The 14,207-nt window shown below is 38.4% G+C and carries 13 protein-coding genes and 1 tRNA gene; 8 read left to right on the plus strand and 6 right to left on the minus strand.

The features are described 5' to 3' along the window. Nucleotides 1-7: 7 nt before the first annotated feature. The 7 genes from N8A89_RS10805 to N8A89_RS10835 all read left to right on the plus strand — a co-directional run bounded on the left by N8A89_RS10805 (nucleotide 8) and on the right by N8A89_RS10835 (nucleotide 4,534). Complete coding sequence (locus N8A89_RS10805) at nucleotides 8-1,039, plus strand: asparaginase (protein ID WP_281542277.1); 1,032 nt, start codon at nucleotides 8-10, stop codon at nucleotides 1,037-1,039. Between the two features lie 69 nt (nucleotides 1,040-1,108). Next, nucleotides 1,109-1,196: transfer RNA gene (locus N8A89_RS10810), tRNA-Ser, on the plus strand. Between the two features lie 228 nt (nucleotides 1,197-1,424). Continuing rightward, a complete protein-coding gene (locus N8A89_RS10815; RefSeq protein WP_289644309.1) occupies nucleotides 1,425-2,174 on the plus strand; it encodes a MotA/TolQ/ExbB proton channel family protein in 750 nt (249 codons plus the stop codon). Between the two features lie 27 nt (nucleotides 2,175-2,201). Then, nucleotides 2,202-2,633 carry a hypothetical protein gene (locus tag N8A89_RS10820; RefSeq protein WP_281542279.1) on the plus strand — a complete coding sequence of 144 codons (432 nt, stop codon included), beginning with the start codon at nucleotides 2,202-2,204 and terminating at the stop codon, nucleotides 2,631-2,633. Nucleotides 2,634-2,644: 11 nt separating this feature from the next. Beyond that, nucleotides 2,645-3,268, plus strand: coding sequence for an ExbD/TolR family protein (locus N8A89_RS10825; protein ID WP_281542280.1), 624 nt, complete (start codon nucleotides 2,645-2,647; stop codon nucleotides 3,266-3,268). A gap of 20 nt (nucleotides 3,269-3,288) precedes the next feature. Next, a complete protein-coding gene (locus tag N8A89_RS10830) occupies nucleotides 3,289-3,771 on the plus strand; it encodes an ExbD/TolR family protein (RefSeq protein ID WP_281542281.1) in 483 nt (160 codons plus the stop codon). Between the two features lie 76 nt (nucleotides 3,772-3,847). Beyond that, on the plus strand, nucleotides 3,848-4,534 hold the full coding sequence (locus tag N8A89_RS10835; RefSeq protein WP_281542282.1) for a porin family protein: 687 nt from the start codon (nucleotides 3,848-3,850) through the stop codon (nucleotides 4,532-4,534). On the opposite strand, the gene N8A89_RS10840 is transcribed toward N8A89_RS10835, so the two are convergent. From N8A89_RS10840 to pyrH, 6 genes are all read right to left on the minus strand, one after another. Further along, nucleotides 4,529-5,134: a hypothetical protein gene (locus N8A89_RS10840; RefSeq protein ID WP_281542283.1), complete on the minus strand. Its 606-nt coding sequence runs from the start codon at nucleotides 5,132-5,134 to the stop codon at nucleotides 4,529-4,531. The two genes, N8A89_RS10835 and N8A89_RS10840, sit on opposite strands and share 6 nt — an antisense overlap. Further along, nucleotides 5,134-6,591 (minus strand): RNA polymerase factor sigma-54, encoded by a 1,458-nt coding sequence (gene rpoN / locus N8A89_RS10845; protein WP_281542284.1) that lies wholly within the window; start codon nucleotides 6,589-6,591, stop codon nucleotides 5,134-5,136. Before rpoN ends, N8A89_RS10840 begins: the two co-directional genes overlap by 1 nt. A 134-nt stretch (nucleotides 6,592-6,725) precedes the next feature. Further along, nucleotides 6,726-8,159: an asparagine--tRNA ligase gene (asnS, locus tag N8A89_RS10850; protein ID WP_281542285.1), complete on the minus strand. Its 1,434-nt coding sequence runs from the start codon at nucleotides 8,157-8,159 to the stop codon at nucleotides 6,726-6,728. Nucleotides 8,160-8,258: 99 nt separating this feature from the next. After that, the gene (locus N8A89_RS10855) at nucleotides 8,259-10,646 is read right to left on the minus strand and encodes an efflux RND transporter permease subunit (RefSeq protein ID WP_281542286.1); all 2,388 of its coding nucleotides are present in this window, start codon (nucleotides 10,644-10,646) and stop codon (nucleotides 8,259-8,261) included. A gap of 112 nt (nucleotides 10,647-10,758) precedes the next feature. Then, complete coding sequence (gene frr / locus N8A89_RS10860; protein WP_281542287.1) at nucleotides 10,759-11,313, minus strand: ribosome recycling factor; 555 nt, start codon at nucleotides 11,311-11,313, stop codon at nucleotides 10,759-10,761. Nucleotides 11,314-11,355: 42 nt separating this feature from the next. Next, the gene (gene pyrH / locus N8A89_RS10865) at nucleotides 11,356-12,063 is read right to left on the minus strand and encodes a UMP kinase (RefSeq protein WP_281542288.1); all 708 of its coding nucleotides are present in this window, start codon (nucleotides 12,061-12,063) and stop codon (nucleotides 11,356-11,358) included. A 167-nt stretch (nucleotides 12,064-12,230) separates the two neighbouring features. Here pyrH and N8A89_RS10870 point away from each other — a divergent pair, with 167 nt between their 5' ends. Beyond that, nucleotides 12,231-14,102 carry a M61 family metallopeptidase gene (locus tag N8A89_RS10870; protein WP_281542289.1) on the plus strand — a complete coding sequence of 624 codons (1,872 nt, stop codon included), beginning with the start codon at nucleotides 12,231-12,233 and terminating at the stop codon, nucleotides 14,100-14,102. Nucleotides 14,103-14,207 lie beyond the last annotated feature (105 nt).

The raw sequence follows: 14,207 nt of genomic DNA on the forward strand, positions 1-14,207 counted from the left end.
AGTGATTTTGGATACGGATAAAAGTAAAATTTTATTGATTTATACGGGAGGTACCATAGGGATGGTCAAAGATTATTCTTCCGGAGCTTTAAGGCCTTTTGATTTTAATCAACTTCTTAAAAGTATACCTGAACTAAATCAATTAGATTGTAAAATTGAAACGCTATCCTTTGAAAAACCGATTGATTCTTCCGATATGAATCCGTCTCACTGGATAAATATCGCGGAAATCATTGCATCCAATTACGAAAAGCATGATGGTTTTGTGGTTCTGCACGGAAGCGATACCATGAGTTATACAGCCTCTGCTTTGAGTTTTCTGTTGGAAAATCTTACTAAACCAGTAATCATTACGGGGTCACAGCTGCCCATTGGTGACTTGAGAACGGATGCTAAGGAAAACCTGATTACGTCCATCCAAATAGCGGCCTTAAAGAAAAGAGGTAGGGCGGTAGTACGAGAGGTAGGTCTATATTTTGAGTATAAATTGTATAGAGGAAATAGGACTACGAAGATTAATGCGGAGCAATTTCAAGCATTTGCCTCTTTGAATTACCCACATCTCATAGAATCTGGGGTGCATCTGAAAGTTTTTGATGAATATCTATGGCTGCCTCAGCGTAGCAGAAATTTTAAGGTTCATTTGAAAATGGATAGGAATGTGGTTATTTTGAAACTATTTCCAGGACTGAACGAGAAGGTTCTAAGAAGTATCCTAAAAACGCCAGAATTAAAAGCAGTTATTCTGGAAACGTATGGTTCTGGGAACGCTCCAACCAGCGATTGGTTCTTTGAAGGACTTAGAGAAGCCATAAAGGATGGAATTCATATTATAAACGTTACACAATGTTCAGGAGGTAGTGTAAGCATGGGTCAATATGATACTAGTACGCAGTTAAAAAAACTGCAAGTGGTTAGCGGTAAGGATATTACTACGGAAGCTGCGATTGCCAAGGCAATGTATCTATTGGGCAGTGGAATATCCGATAAGCTCTTTAAAACGATTTTTGAGACTTCCCTTCGTGGAGAAATGCAATAAAATTAGTCTGTTTAATTTCTTTAACTAATTATTTTTTTGTTATTTGCCCACCCTTAAAAATACTAGAATAGAGAGGTGGCCGAGTGGTCGAAGGCGCACGCCTGGAAAGTGTGTATACCCCACAAGGGTATCGAGGGTTCGAATCCCTTCCTCTCTGCAAATGCTTTTGTTAGATATCTAAAGATATTAATGATTGTTTCATGATTTTTTGAAACTAACGAACCCAAGCATTAACATAGGTGTGTAAAAGCGCTTTTAAAATGAATTGTATACGTGCCGGGAACAAAAAGTTAATCCCTGCTTGTCTGCAATTAAGTTTTACTTTTTTTGTATTGTTTTTTTTTATCTTTAACCCTATTAACTAACTAATTTAAGTTTGAAAAAAATGAAAAAATTATTCCCAAGCCTAGCAGTTGCTGGGGCGTTTGTAGCAGGTACAAATATGGTAAGTGCAAAGGTTGCTGCAGTGGCCTTGCTAGTTCAAGATGCGGCTCCAGAGGCTGAGAAAGGATTTACCCAAGTTCTAAAGGAAATGTTTATAACAGGTGGTGCCGGCTTCATGGGCATCGTTCTTTTATGTTTAATTCTTGGTCTAGCGGTTGCTATTGAAAGGATTATCTATTTAAACATGGCTAGTACGAACAGCGCTAAATTAAAGCAACAAGTAGAGGATGCCTTGGCTTCCGGTGGTGTTGAAGCGGCTAAAGAGGTATGTAGAAATACAAAAGGACCTGTTGCGTCTATTTATTATCAAGGCTTGGATAGGGCAGGAGATAGTATTGAATCTGCTGAAAAGGCTGTGGTAGCTTATGGAGGTGTTCAAATGGGTCAGTTGGAGAAAAATGTTTCTTGGTTGTCTTTATTTATCGCGATTGCCCCTATGCTTGGTTTCATGGGTACGGTAATTGGTATGATTCAGGCATTCCAAAAAATTGCAGCGGTGGGTAACTTAAGTGCATCACTTATTGCAGGTGATATCCAAGTGGCACTATTGACTACGGTATTTGGTCTTATTACGGCTATTATACTTCAAATTTTCTATAACTACATTATCGCTAAGATTGATAGTATTGTTAATGATATGGAGGATTCTTCGATTACATTAATCGATATGTTGGTAGACCACAAAAAATAAGTTACACCTTTTAATACCTAAAATATTATGCAAAAAATTGTAAAAATAGCATTAGTTGTGCTGGGTCTGGTAAGTGCCGTGTTATGGTATTTATTACCTAGTTCAGATATGCCAGTGGCGGAAGCTGCGGATAGTGGCGCAATGAATGCCATGTTTATCATAACGTATTTGCTCTTAGGAATTGCGGTTGTAGTAAGTTTAGTATTTACTTTAAAGAACTTGTTTTCCAATCCTCAGGGACTTAAGAAAACGTTGTTCGTAGTCGGTGGATTTTTATTGGTGGTGGTTATTTCTTATGTTTTAGCCAGTGGAACCGATGTAGCTCCGGAGTATATGGAAATGTCGGATGAGAGTACGGTAAAGAAAATCGGTATGGGATTAAATGTGTTTTTTATTCTTACCATAATAGCTGTGTTATCTTTGATTATACCAGGAATTAAAAATATGTTTAGTAAATAAAAATAAAAACTATGGCTAGAAGAGCAGGAGCACCAGAAGTAAGCGCTGGTTCCATGGCAGATATAGCTTTCCTACTGCTAATCTTTTTCTTGGTAACAACTACTATTGAAACTGATGCAGGATTGGATCGTATGTTACCGCCCATTGAACCGCCCGACACAGATGTAGTTATTAAACAGAAAAACATTTTTCAGGTTAATATCAACAAGAACGGTCAATTATTGGCAGATGATGAATTGATAGAACTAAAGGATTTAAGGGAAAAGGCTATAGCTTTTCTTGATAATGGTGGAGCGCCATCCGGTAGTCCAGACTATTGTAGCTATTGTAAAGGAAGGAGAGATGCGTCGTCATCTGATAATCCTTCGAAAGCCATCATTTCGCTTAAGAACGACCGCGAAACGAAGTATAGCACTTACATTACGGTTCAAAATGAACTGGTAGGGGCATACAACGATCTTAGGAATAGAGAAGCACAACGTTTGTACAATACAAATTTTGTGGAGATGGAGGCCAGATATTTAGATCCAGAGACCTCCGATGAAGTAAAGGAGGAGTTGAAGGAAAAAGTGAAGCGTATTCAAGATTTGTTTCCTCAGAAACTTTCCGAAGCTGAAACATCATCATCGAACTAACAAATCATAAATAGAATAATATGTCAAAATTTGCAAAGAAGAAAGATGGGGAGGTGCCAGCGGTGTCAACGGCTTCGCTTCCTGACATTGTATTTATGCTCTTGTTTTTCTTTATGACCGTTACGGTTATGAAAGACAGTTCGCTTAAGGTAGAGAACGTACTTCCTAACGCGAGCGAAATAAAAAAGCTGGAGAAGAAGGATCGAGTTATCTATATATATGTTGGTACGCCTACAAGGGAATATCAAAAAGTATTTGGTACGGAGCCTAAGATTCAATTAAATGATAAATTTGCTAGTCCTTCTGAGGTTGGAGATTATATTTTGATGGAGAGAGCAAAGAAGCCTCAAGAACTTCAAAATGTTTTGACAACAGCCCTTAAGGTCGATAAAAATGCCAATATGGGTCTTATTTCGGACATTAAGCAGGAATTGAGAAAGGTAAATGCCTTAAAGGTTAATTATACTACCTATGAAGGAGATGCTTTTAGGAATTTACAATAGATAAGTAATTTATTCAAGCTTAGCGAAACGCTTCAAATTTATTTGGAGCGTTTTTTATTTGATTAACTTTATATTCATGAAAAAGTTCTTGACCTGCTTAACTTTAATCTGTTCTGGTTGGGTTACAGCACAAATACTATCCGATAGCAGTACTTCAGGTGAACGCTATTTTGAAGACCAGTTTTATCTGGGGGTAACCTATAACTTTGTTAGAAATAAACCAGATGGCTTAAGTCAACGGAATTTATCTTACGGGCTTAACGCTGGCTTCATAAGAGATATTCCCCTGAATGAATCTGGTACTAGAGCTTTGGGAATTGGTTTAGGTCTCGCACTTAATACATATTATTCCAATTTGGTGGCCGATGAGATCGATGGTGGATTTACCTATGAATTGATTGTTAACAATCCAGACTTTAAACGAAGTAAATTAGAAACCCATGCTATAGAGTTTCCGCTTGAATTTCGATGGCGTAATTCTACTCCTGAGGAGTATCGCTTTTGGAGGGTCTATGCTGGTATCAAGGCAGCCTACATAATTGGTGCTCGCTCAAAGCTTGTTACCGAAAACCTGAAGGATAGTTTTTTTAATACGGATATAAAAGATTTTCAGTATGGCTTAACGATCAATCTGGGCTATAATACTTTTAATATTCACGCTTATTATTCCCTCAGCGACCTTTTTGAGAGTTCGGAAACTGTAAATGGTGAGGCTATTGGATTTAGACCTTTACGAATAGGTATCATCTTCTATATCCTATAACCAGAACTTAACGGTCAATAATTGGCACAACAGGCCAATAAAAAGACCAACTACTAATTCCGATTTTGAATGCGCCTTTAAGTAAATTCTTGAAGTTGCCACCAAACCCAAAATTAATGTGCACAGACTGATGGCGATGATAATATTGATTTCAAAATGAATGCTCAATGCAATCAGGTACATGAGAATGGCTCCCATGCCTGTTAGGTGCATACTTACTTTTAGATTGAAAAAGAGTAACAACAAGCATGCGAAAGCCGATGCCAATAGACCTACAAAGAAAAAATAAAGTTCAACAATGTAATTATTGGGAATTACTTTATACAATATCATGAACAATATTAGAATATGTATATAAAGTGGATATTTTCTTTCAGCAAGAGTAGGCACGTGAACTGTACTTACCATCCCAAGATTCTTGAGTATTAAATAGCTTACCATAGGGACGATTACCGTTAGTATAAATATGGGTAAAATGTTACCGCTCTGAATTTCTAATGGGCTGTATTTTGGGGTTATCAAAAAATACGCAAGAGTGCCACCTATAGGAACGAATAAAGGATGGAACAGGTAGGAAATAAAACTAAAGAAAAATCGCATTACATCTGTTTTCGGAGCCTTGCCACAGGAATTCCCATTTGCTCCCTGTACTTAGCCACTGTTCGTCTTGCAATTGGATATCCTTTATCCTTTAGTATGGATGCAAGTTTATCATCTGTAAGCGGTTTTCTTTTCGCTTCTTCTTTTATTACCGTCTCCAATATCTTCTTTATTTCCTTTGTAGAAACATCCTCTCCTTGTTCATTTTTCATGGATTCGGAAAAATATTCCTTTATGAGTTTTGTACCATAGGGGGTATCTACATATTTGCTGTTGGCAACCCTGGAAACGGTAGATACGTCCATATCTATTTCGTCTGCAATGTCCTTTAGTATCATTGGACGAAGGTTACGTTCATCACCTGTAAGAAAGTATTCTTTTTGGTAGTTCATGATGGCATTCATTGTGATGAACAATGTCTGCTGTCTTTGCCGAATAGCATCTATGAACCATTTCGCCGCATCTAATTTTTGTTTTATGAACAGCACCGTATCCTTTTGGGACTTCGACTTTTCCTTGGATGCCTTATAGCCTTTGAGCATGTTGCTGTATTCCCGTGATACATGCAGCTCAGGAGCATTTCTCCCATTTAGGGTGAGCTCCAGTTCTCCTTCCACAATTCTGATGGAAAAATCGGGAACTACATGTTCGATTATTCTATTGTTACCAGCGTAGGAACCTCCTGGTTTGGGATTCAATTTCTCTATTTCCGCTATGGCTGCTTTGAGTTCCTCTTCTGTTATATTGTGTTTTTGTAAAAGCTTCTGGTAGTGTTTTTTAGTAAATTGTTCAAATGACTTTTTCAGGATTGCAATGGCCAATTCCACACTGGGCGTCAATTCCTTGCGTTCTAATTGAATGATTAAACACTCTTCCAAAGATCGTGCGGCAACTCCGGGTGGATCCAACTCTTGGACTATGGATAGCACACGTTGGATGGTCTCCTCGTCTGTATACACATTTTGGGTAAAAGCTAAATCATCAAGAATATCTGAAATCGGTCTTCTGATATAACCACTCTCATCTACACTGCCCACAAGGAATTCGGCGATTGACCATTCTTCATCGCTTAAATAAACCGTGTTTAGTTGATTGAGTAGGTATTGATTGAAAGAGACTCCTGCCGCATAAGGCACACTTTTCTCTTCGTCATCCGAACTGTAGTTATTGGCATGTGTACGGTATTCCGGAATTTCATCATCACTCAAATAATCATCAATATTTATATCCTCCGCATTGATGGATTCGCTATCGGATTCCGCTTCATAAACTTCGTCATACTCATCGTTTAAATTTTCCAATTCCTCCTTCCCACTTTCCAAAGCGGGATTTTCTTCCAACTCTTGTTTTAAGCGCTGTTCAAATGCCTGGGTCGGCAATTGTATCAGCTTCATCAACTGGATTTGTTGTGGAGATAGTTTCTGTGATAATTTAAATTGTAAGTGTTGTTTAAGCATTGCCTTTTACTCGATAATCGAGATTAATATGCTCCGACGCTTACGTCGAAATATAAAGTTCAATTTTCTTTTAATATCTCCGAAGGATTACCCCGGGATTGTTTGCTACTGGATATAAAAGTAACGAAATACCCTTAGAATTCCGCATTTTGTGGGGTTCTTGGAAATGGAATTACATCCCTGATATTTCCCATACCTGTTGCGAAGAGTACAAGTCTTTCGAAACCGAGCCCAAAACCACTATGAACGGCAGTCCCAAATTTTCGCAGATCAAGATACCACCAGAGCTCCTCCTCCGGAATATCCAAAGCGGCCATTTTCTGTTTTAGCACCTCTAGACGTTCTTCCCTTTGAGACCCGCCTACAATTTCCCCGATTCCTGGAAAAAGGATATCCATGGCCCTTACGGTTTTACCATCATCGTTCAATCGCATATAAAACGCTTTTATTTTTGCGGGATAGTCAAAAAGGATTACAGGGCATTTAAAGTGTTTTTCAACCAAAAATCGCTCATGTTCACTTTGCAGATCGGCACCCCAATCGTTAATAGGATATTGAAATTTCTTCTTTTTGTTTGGTTTACTATTTCTTAATATTTCTATAGCCTCAGTATAAGTAACCCTTTTAAAATTATTATCTGTGATGAATCGCAGTTTATCTCTAAGCGCCATCTCGCTACGTTCGGCCTGTGGCTTAGTCTTTTCTTCGTCTAGCAATCTTTTCTCTAAAAATTCAAGGTCTTCCTCGCAATTTTTTAAAACATAGCTAATAACGCTTTTAATAAAGTCTTCGGCTAAATCCATGTTGGCATCTAGGTCAAAGAAGGCCATCTCTGGCTCTATCATCCAGAATTCCGCTAAATGCCTACTTGTATTAGAATTTTCTGCTCTAAAGGTAGGTCCAAAGGTATATACTTTCCCAAGTCCCATGGCGTAGGCCTCTGCCTCTAGCTGACCTGAGACTGTTAAGTTAGTTTCCTTTCCGAAAAAATCCTGCTCATAATCAACCTCTCCTTCTTTATTAAGAGGAGGGTTCTTTTCATCTAGTGTTGTGACACGAAACATTTCTCCCGCACCCTCTGCATCGGAACCCGTAATAATGGGGGCATGAAAATAATAAAAACCGTTATCAGTGAAATACTTATGAATCGCAAAAGCCAAAGCTGACTTTACACGCATCACCGCGGCAAAGGTATTGGTGCGTATGCGTAAATGGGCTTTTTCCCTCAAAAACTCCAATGAGTGCTTTTTTGGTTGAATCGGATATTCCTCGGGGTCCGCCGTACCATGAACGAATATATCCTTAACCTGTATTTCAACGGATTGACCACGCCCTTGACTTTCCACCAAAGTACCCGTAATTTTCAAGGCGGCACCAGTATTAATTTTCTTAAGTAAACTTTCATCAAAGTTTTCAAATTCAACGACACACTGAATGTTATTGATTGTGGAACCATCGTTCAACGCAATAAAACGATTGCTTCTAAAGGTTCTTACCCACCCGTTTACGGTTACTTCTCGTAATAGTCCTTCTCCTGAAAGTATTTCTTTTATGGTCGCTGAACGCATTCTAAACAGAATTGAAAATTAAATGCCAAAGATAGCTTTTTGATAAAAAACTACGTGTTGATAAGGGTGCTAAATAGTGATAAAAGTTTTGTGGAATCCCTAGTCGTTATCCTCGTCCTTGGGAAGAATGTCAATTTGGGGTTTTTTAAGCGTTTGCTTGTTTGCAATACTTCTTTCCAATGAAATCAATAAAGATGGTAAAAGAATAAGATTTGCCAACATAGCAAATAGCAATGTGGCAGAGACCAAAGCTCCTAAAGCAACAGTTCCTCCAAAATTAGAAATGACAAAAACCGAAAAACCAAAGAACAATACGATAGAAGTATAGAACATGCTCACCCCGGTTTCTCGAAGTGCGGCGTAGACCGATTTTTCTATCTTCCATTTACTCGCCGTAAGTTCCTGCCTATATTTCGCCAGAAAGTGAATGGTGTCATCTACTGATATCCCAAACGCAATACTAAAGACTAATATAGTAGATGGTTTAATGGGTACACCAACAAAGCCCATGATGCCCGCTGTAACGATTAGTGGAAGAAGATTGGGAATCAAGGAAATTATGATCATTCTGAACGAGCGGAACAAATAGGCCATAAATAGCGCAATGAGCCCAATAGCCAATGCCAAGGATATAATTAAGTTTTTAACAAGATACTTGGTCCCCTTTAGAAACAGTAACGCACTTCCTGTCATGTAGACCGTGTAGCGTTCTTCGGGAAAAATTTTCGCAATATTTTCCAAGAGCCGCTCCTCAATCTGTTCCATCCGATCTGTTTTCACGTCACGCATAAAAGTCGTTATTCGTGCCACCTGCCCTGTGCTGTCCACGAAACTTTCTAGAAGATTGCCATTGTCTGAAGATTTTCGGGCAACGTCCATGATAAAATTATTCTCTTGGCTGGTAGGCAGTTGGTAGTATTTAGGCAACCCGTTATAGAAAGCCTGCTTGGAATATTTCACCAGATTGACTACTGAAACAGGTTTCGAAAGCTCGGGAATTTCGTCGATAACTTCCCCCAAGCGATCCATCCTTTTTAAGGTAGCTGGTTTTAGTACGCCCTTTGGATTTTTGGTGTCGACCACGATTTCCACAGGCATTATTCCGTCGAATTCCTTTTCAAAAAAACGGATGTCTTTGAAAAACTCGGCATTCTTGGGCATATCCTCTATGGGACTTCCTGATATATTTATAGTATAAATTCCAATAATACTGATTACCAATAGGGCTATAGAGACAATGTAGACCGTAATTCTTTGTCCCCTTACGATACGCTCCATCCAATTGACAAAAGCATCGATCCACCGTTTGTTCAAATGTTTAAGATGTCGGGTTTTTGGAAGGGAAAGAAAACTGTAAACTATGGGAATAATCAAGAGTGATAGTATGAAAATGCCAATGATATTGATGGAGGCTACAATACCGAACTCTTTAAGCAATTTACTATCGGTAATAATAAAAGTGGCAAAACCTGACGCCGTCGTCATGTTTGTCATTAATGTAGCGTTGCCTATTTTAGAAATGACTCTTTGTAAAGACAAAGCCTGATTCCCATGCTTTTTTACTTCTTGTTGGTACTTATTGATCAGAAATATACAGTTGGGAATTCCGATGACGATAATTAGAGGTGGAATCAATGCCGTTAAAACGGTAATTTCATATTGTAGAAGTCCCAATATCCCGAAAGCCCACATAACCCCTATTATAACAACACACATTGAAATAAAGGTTGCTCTCAAACTTCTAAAAAAGAAAAAGAATATAAGGGATGTAACCCCCAAGGCGGCTAAAATAAACTTTCCTATTTCATCAATAATATTTTGGGAATTCATGGTACGTACGTAAGGCATACCAGAAATATGAACGTCTAGACCAGTTTCTTCTTCGAAACTATCGACCAAATGAATCATATCCTTTAAAATGAAATCTTTACGGACACTGGTGTTCACAATGTCCTTATCCAGATATAATATGGTTCTCAGGGTGCCGCTATCCTTATTAAAAATAAGGTTATCGTAAAAGGGTAGGTCGTTGAACAAATGTTTTTTTATACTGTCAATTTCCTTTGCGGTTTCCGGTTCCTTTTTGAGTAGGGGGACCAGAACAAATTCTTGTTTCTCTTTATCTTTAACCAATTCCTGTAGATTGTCCGTAGAAAGGACGAAGTCTACTTCCGGGAAGGCACCCAGTTGTTTGCTAAACTTGTTCCAGCGATTGAAATTAACAGGGTTAAAGAGAGCTGTGTCTTGTACGGCAAAAACAACCTCATTACCTTCTTCACCAAATTGATTCAGGAATTGTTGATACTCTAGGTTAATAGGATGATCGTCTGGTAGAAGGTTAGCCTGCGAACTGGAAAAACGCATATGTTGCCATTGCATTCCCAGAAATATGGTGAAGGCGGCAATAAGCAATAATATCAGAATTCTATTTCTGAGTATTATTTTTGCTGTTTTTGCCCAAAATCCTTGAGTAAGTTTAGCTACCATAGGTGTTATTAGCAGAGTGCAAAGGTAACCAAAGACCAATAGTGTTCCTAAACTGCAAGTCTATAAATATCGTAGATAAGGTTGATGTAGGGTGCTTCAGTTTATTTTGGTATTAAACTTTCATGATTTCAGCCTCTTTTAGGCCTAAAAAATTATCGATTTTGGTAACATATTTGTCCGTTAGTTCTTGGACGTCCGCAGTGGCATTCTTTTCCAAATCCTCTGATACTTCTAAATCCTTTATTTCTTTATTGGCATCCTGTCTTGCACTTCGGACTCCTACTTTGGCGTGCTCGGCCTCGGCCTTCGCTTGTTTCGTAAGTTGTATTCTTCGCTCTTCGGTGAGGGGCGGTACGTTAATGATTACGTAATCTCCATTATTCATTGGATTGAATCCTAAATTGGCGTTCATTATGGCTTTTTCAATTTCTTGAAGCATGCTTTTCTCCCATGGTTGCACCGATAAAGTCCTTCCGTCAGGAGTGTTGATATTGGCCACTTGTGATAGAGGAGTTTGTGATCCATAATAATCCACCAAAACGGAGGACAACATGGCAGGGCTGGCTTTTCCTGCTCTAATTTTTAAAAATTCCCGCTCTAAATGGGCGATTGCTGCATCCATGCTCTCCTTGGCGGAATCCAAAATAAACTGTATATCTTCGTTCATAATATAATATTTCTAAAGCTTAGCCATAAATCGTGCCGATCGCTACATGTTCACTGTAGTTCCTATGGTCTGCCCGTCAACAATTTTTAAAAGATTTCCTTTTTTATTCATATCAAAAACTACGATGGGTAGTTCGTTTTCCTGACTTAAAGTAAATGCAGTGGTATCCATAACTTTTAAACCTTTATTAAGTACATCCTGAAAGGAAATGTTGTCAAACTTTGTTGCATCTTTATTTTTTTCTGGATCTGAGGTATAAATACCATCAACACGAGTTCCCTTTAGTATGACATCAGCCTCTATTTCAATGGCACGCAGTACTGCCGCGGAATCTGTCGTGAAATAAGGGTTTCCCGTTCCTCCTCCAAAAATAACAACTCTACCTTTTTCCAAATGCCTTATTGCCCTTCTGCGTATAAAGGGTTCCGCCACTTCGTTAATTTTTATGGCGGACTGTAATCGTGTTTCTACTTGTTGCATTTCTAAAGCGCTCTGTAAGGCCAGTCCGTTGATGACGGTTGCCAACATGCCCATATGATCACCTTGCACCCGGTCCATTCCAGTGGCCGCTCCGGAAAGTCCCCTAAAGATGTTTCCACCACCAATAACAATGGCTACCTGAATTCCTTTCGCAACGACCGCTTTTATTTCTTCGGCATATTCGTTGAGGCGATTGGGGTCAATCCCATATTGTTTTTCGCCCATTAAAGCCTCACCACTTAGTTTTAAAAGTATTCTTTTATAATGCATTTTTTATTTTGTTTCGAAACAAAAATAATGAAAAAAATGATGCCCGTTGCTGGTGTGGCTTTACTATTAAAACATAATTATTTCCTAATAAATGGGTCGCAATATTTATTTTTAATAATCTTGTACTGGGCTGTTCTTATGGGCTCCTTTTTAATTTCTTACTATTTATGAAAAACTCATTTCTCTATCTTTTTATTTTTAGCATGCTTTATGGCTGTGGGGTTAAAAAGTCTTTATTAACCGTTGATAATGTACCAATTGAAGTGTCTTTGGACTTAATCAACGTCATAGATGACAGAGTAAATGTTTCCATTGATCCAGGAGCTTTCCAAACAGAGGTGGTAACTTTTAAGATTCCCAAGACTGTCCCTGGAACATATAGTACGGATGATTATGGCCAATATATAGAAGACCTAGTTGCCTTTGATTATAATGGAAATACAATGAAAGTTAACCAACCGGACAAGAATACCTGGGTAGTTGCCAATGGAAAAAATCTTGACAGGCTAATCTATAAGGTCAACGATACTTATGATACAGAACGTGAGGTTACAGATGCAGTTTTTTCTCCAGCTGGGACCAATATTCTGTCAGGTAAGAACTTTATGCTCAACCTTCATGGTTTCATAGGCTATTTTGAAGGGTTTAAGGAAGTTCCTTACCGATTGGAGGTATCCAAACCTGAAAATTTGGAATCCACTACTTCCTTAATACTTGTTGAACCCAAAGAACTAGATCCTGCCACGGATAGTTTTTACGCGTCAAGGTATTTTGAAGTTATTGATAACCCTATTCTTTATGCTGAACATAACAAAGAGAAATTTCAAATCAATGATATTACGGTTACATTAAGTGTTTATTCCCCAAATGGCGTTTATAAGGCTTCGGACTTAAAGGAGCGAATGGAAGAAATGATGGCGGCTCAAAAAGCATTCTTAGGGGATATTGATGGCACTAAAGAGTATAGTATTCTTCTTTATCTGTCCACTATGGAAGATACAGACGCAAATGGTTTTGGAGCGTTGGAGCACCATACCTCTACTGTTGTAGTATTGCCTGAGGCCATGCCAAAGGAACGTTTGGAACAGGCTATGGTAGATGTGGTTTCCCATGAGTTCTTCCATATTGTGACTCCGTTGACGGTACACTCTAAAGAAATACAGTTCTTTGATTTCAACGACCCAAAAATGTCCCAACACTTATGGATGTATGAAGGGACCACCGAATATTTTGCAAATCTTTTTCAAATCAATCAAGGACTTATAAGCGAAGAAGAGTTTTATGAGCGGATAATGAGAAAGATAAATAATTCAAAGGCTTACGATGATTCGATGTCTTTCACGGTTATGAGTAGTAATATTCAAAATGAGCCATACGAGTCTAATTATGCCAATGTTTATGAAAAAGGTGCATTAATAAACATGTGCCTTGATATTTTGTTGAGAACGGAAAGCAATGGTCAAAAAGGAGTATTGTGGCTAATGAAGGAATTGTCTAAAAATTATGGTAAGGATGTTCCTTTTGAAGATGTCAAGTTAATTGAGGAAATTGTGGCATTGACGTATCCGGAAGTCCGCAATTTCTTCGATGCACATGTCGTAGGCGAATTGCCGATAGATTATAGCGAATATTTGGCAAAAGTAGGATTGGCAACGGTAAGGGAGGATAAGCAGACTGGATATTTTTTAGATGGCGAAATCCCTTTTATAGACGTTGACCTAGAAAATGGGAATAGCATCTACATTAGAGAAGGAATTGAATTGAGTTCTTTTTATGATGGATTGGGCATTCAAGGTGGGGACGTGATTAAAAGTATTAATGGTACCTCTGTTGATTTGGAATCCATAAGGCAAATCATCAGCCAAAGTTTTGGTTGGAATGCGGAGACGGTAATTAAAATGGAAATAATAAGGGATGGAGAAACCATAGTAGTGGAGGGCCCGGTGGGAACACCAACTATGGAGGTTGAAAAAATTATTCCTGTAAAAGGGGTTTCCGAAGATTTTTCTGATTTGAGGAATGCTTGGTTACGGGGATAGACAAGCATATGGTTTAATTGAAAGTGCTACTGAACGGTAGCACTTTTTTTATACAAAAGAACTACCTTAAAAGTAATTTGAACATTATTGTAACCTTTTCAAAAA

Source organism: Maribacter aestuarii (genome assembly GCF_027474845.2).
Classification (GTDB): Bacteria; Bacteroidota; Bacteroidia; order Flavobacteriales; family Flavobacteriaceae; genus Maribacter; species Maribacter aestuarii.

Coding starts and splice junctions, on each gene's coding strand:
- N8A89_RS10815 (WP_289644309.1), top strand. CDS start 1,425: ATGAAAAAATTATTCCCAAGCCTAGCAGTTGCTGGGGCGTTTGTAGCA.
- N8A89_RS10820 (WP_281542279.1), top strand. CDS start 2,202: ATGCAAAAAATTGTAAAAATAGCATTAGTTGTGCTGGGTCTGGTAAGT.
- N8A89_RS10825 (WP_281542280.1), top strand. CDS start 2,645: ATGGCTAGAAGAGCAGGAGCACCAGAAGTAAGCGCTGGTTCCATGGCA.
- N8A89_RS10830 (WP_281542281.1), top strand. CDS start 3,289: ATGTCAAAATTTGCAAAGAAGAAAGATGGGGAGGTGCCAGCGGTGTCA.
- N8A89_RS10835 (WP_281542282.1), top strand. CDS start 3,848: ATGAAAAAGTTCTTGACCTGCTTAACTTTAATCTGTTCTGGTTGGGTT.
- N8A89_RS10840 (WP_281542283.1), bottom strand. CDS start 5,134: ATGCGATTTTTCTTTAGTTTTATTTCCTACCTGTTCCATCCTTTATTC.
- rpoN (WP_281542284.1), bottom strand. CDS start 6,591: ATGCTTAAACAACACTTACAATTTAAATTATCACAGAAACTATCTCCA.
- asnS (WP_281542285.1), bottom strand. CDS start 8,159: ATGCGTTCAGCGACCATAAAAGAAATACTTTCAGGAGAAGGACTATTA.
- N8A89_RS10855 (WP_281542286.1), bottom strand. CDS start 10,646: ATGGTAGCTAAACTTACTCAAGGATTTTGGGCAAAAACAGCAAAAATA.
- frr (WP_281542287.1), bottom strand. CDS start 11,313: ATGAACGAAGATATACAGTTTATTTTGGATTCCGCCAAGGAGAGCATG.
- pyrH (WP_281542288.1), bottom strand. CDS start 12,063: ATGCATTATAAAAGAATACTTTTAAAACTAAGTGGTGAGGCTTTAATG.
- N8A89_RS10870 (WP_281542289.1), top strand. CDS start 12,231: ATGAAAAACTCATTTCTCTATCTTTTTATTTTTAGCATGCTTTATGGC.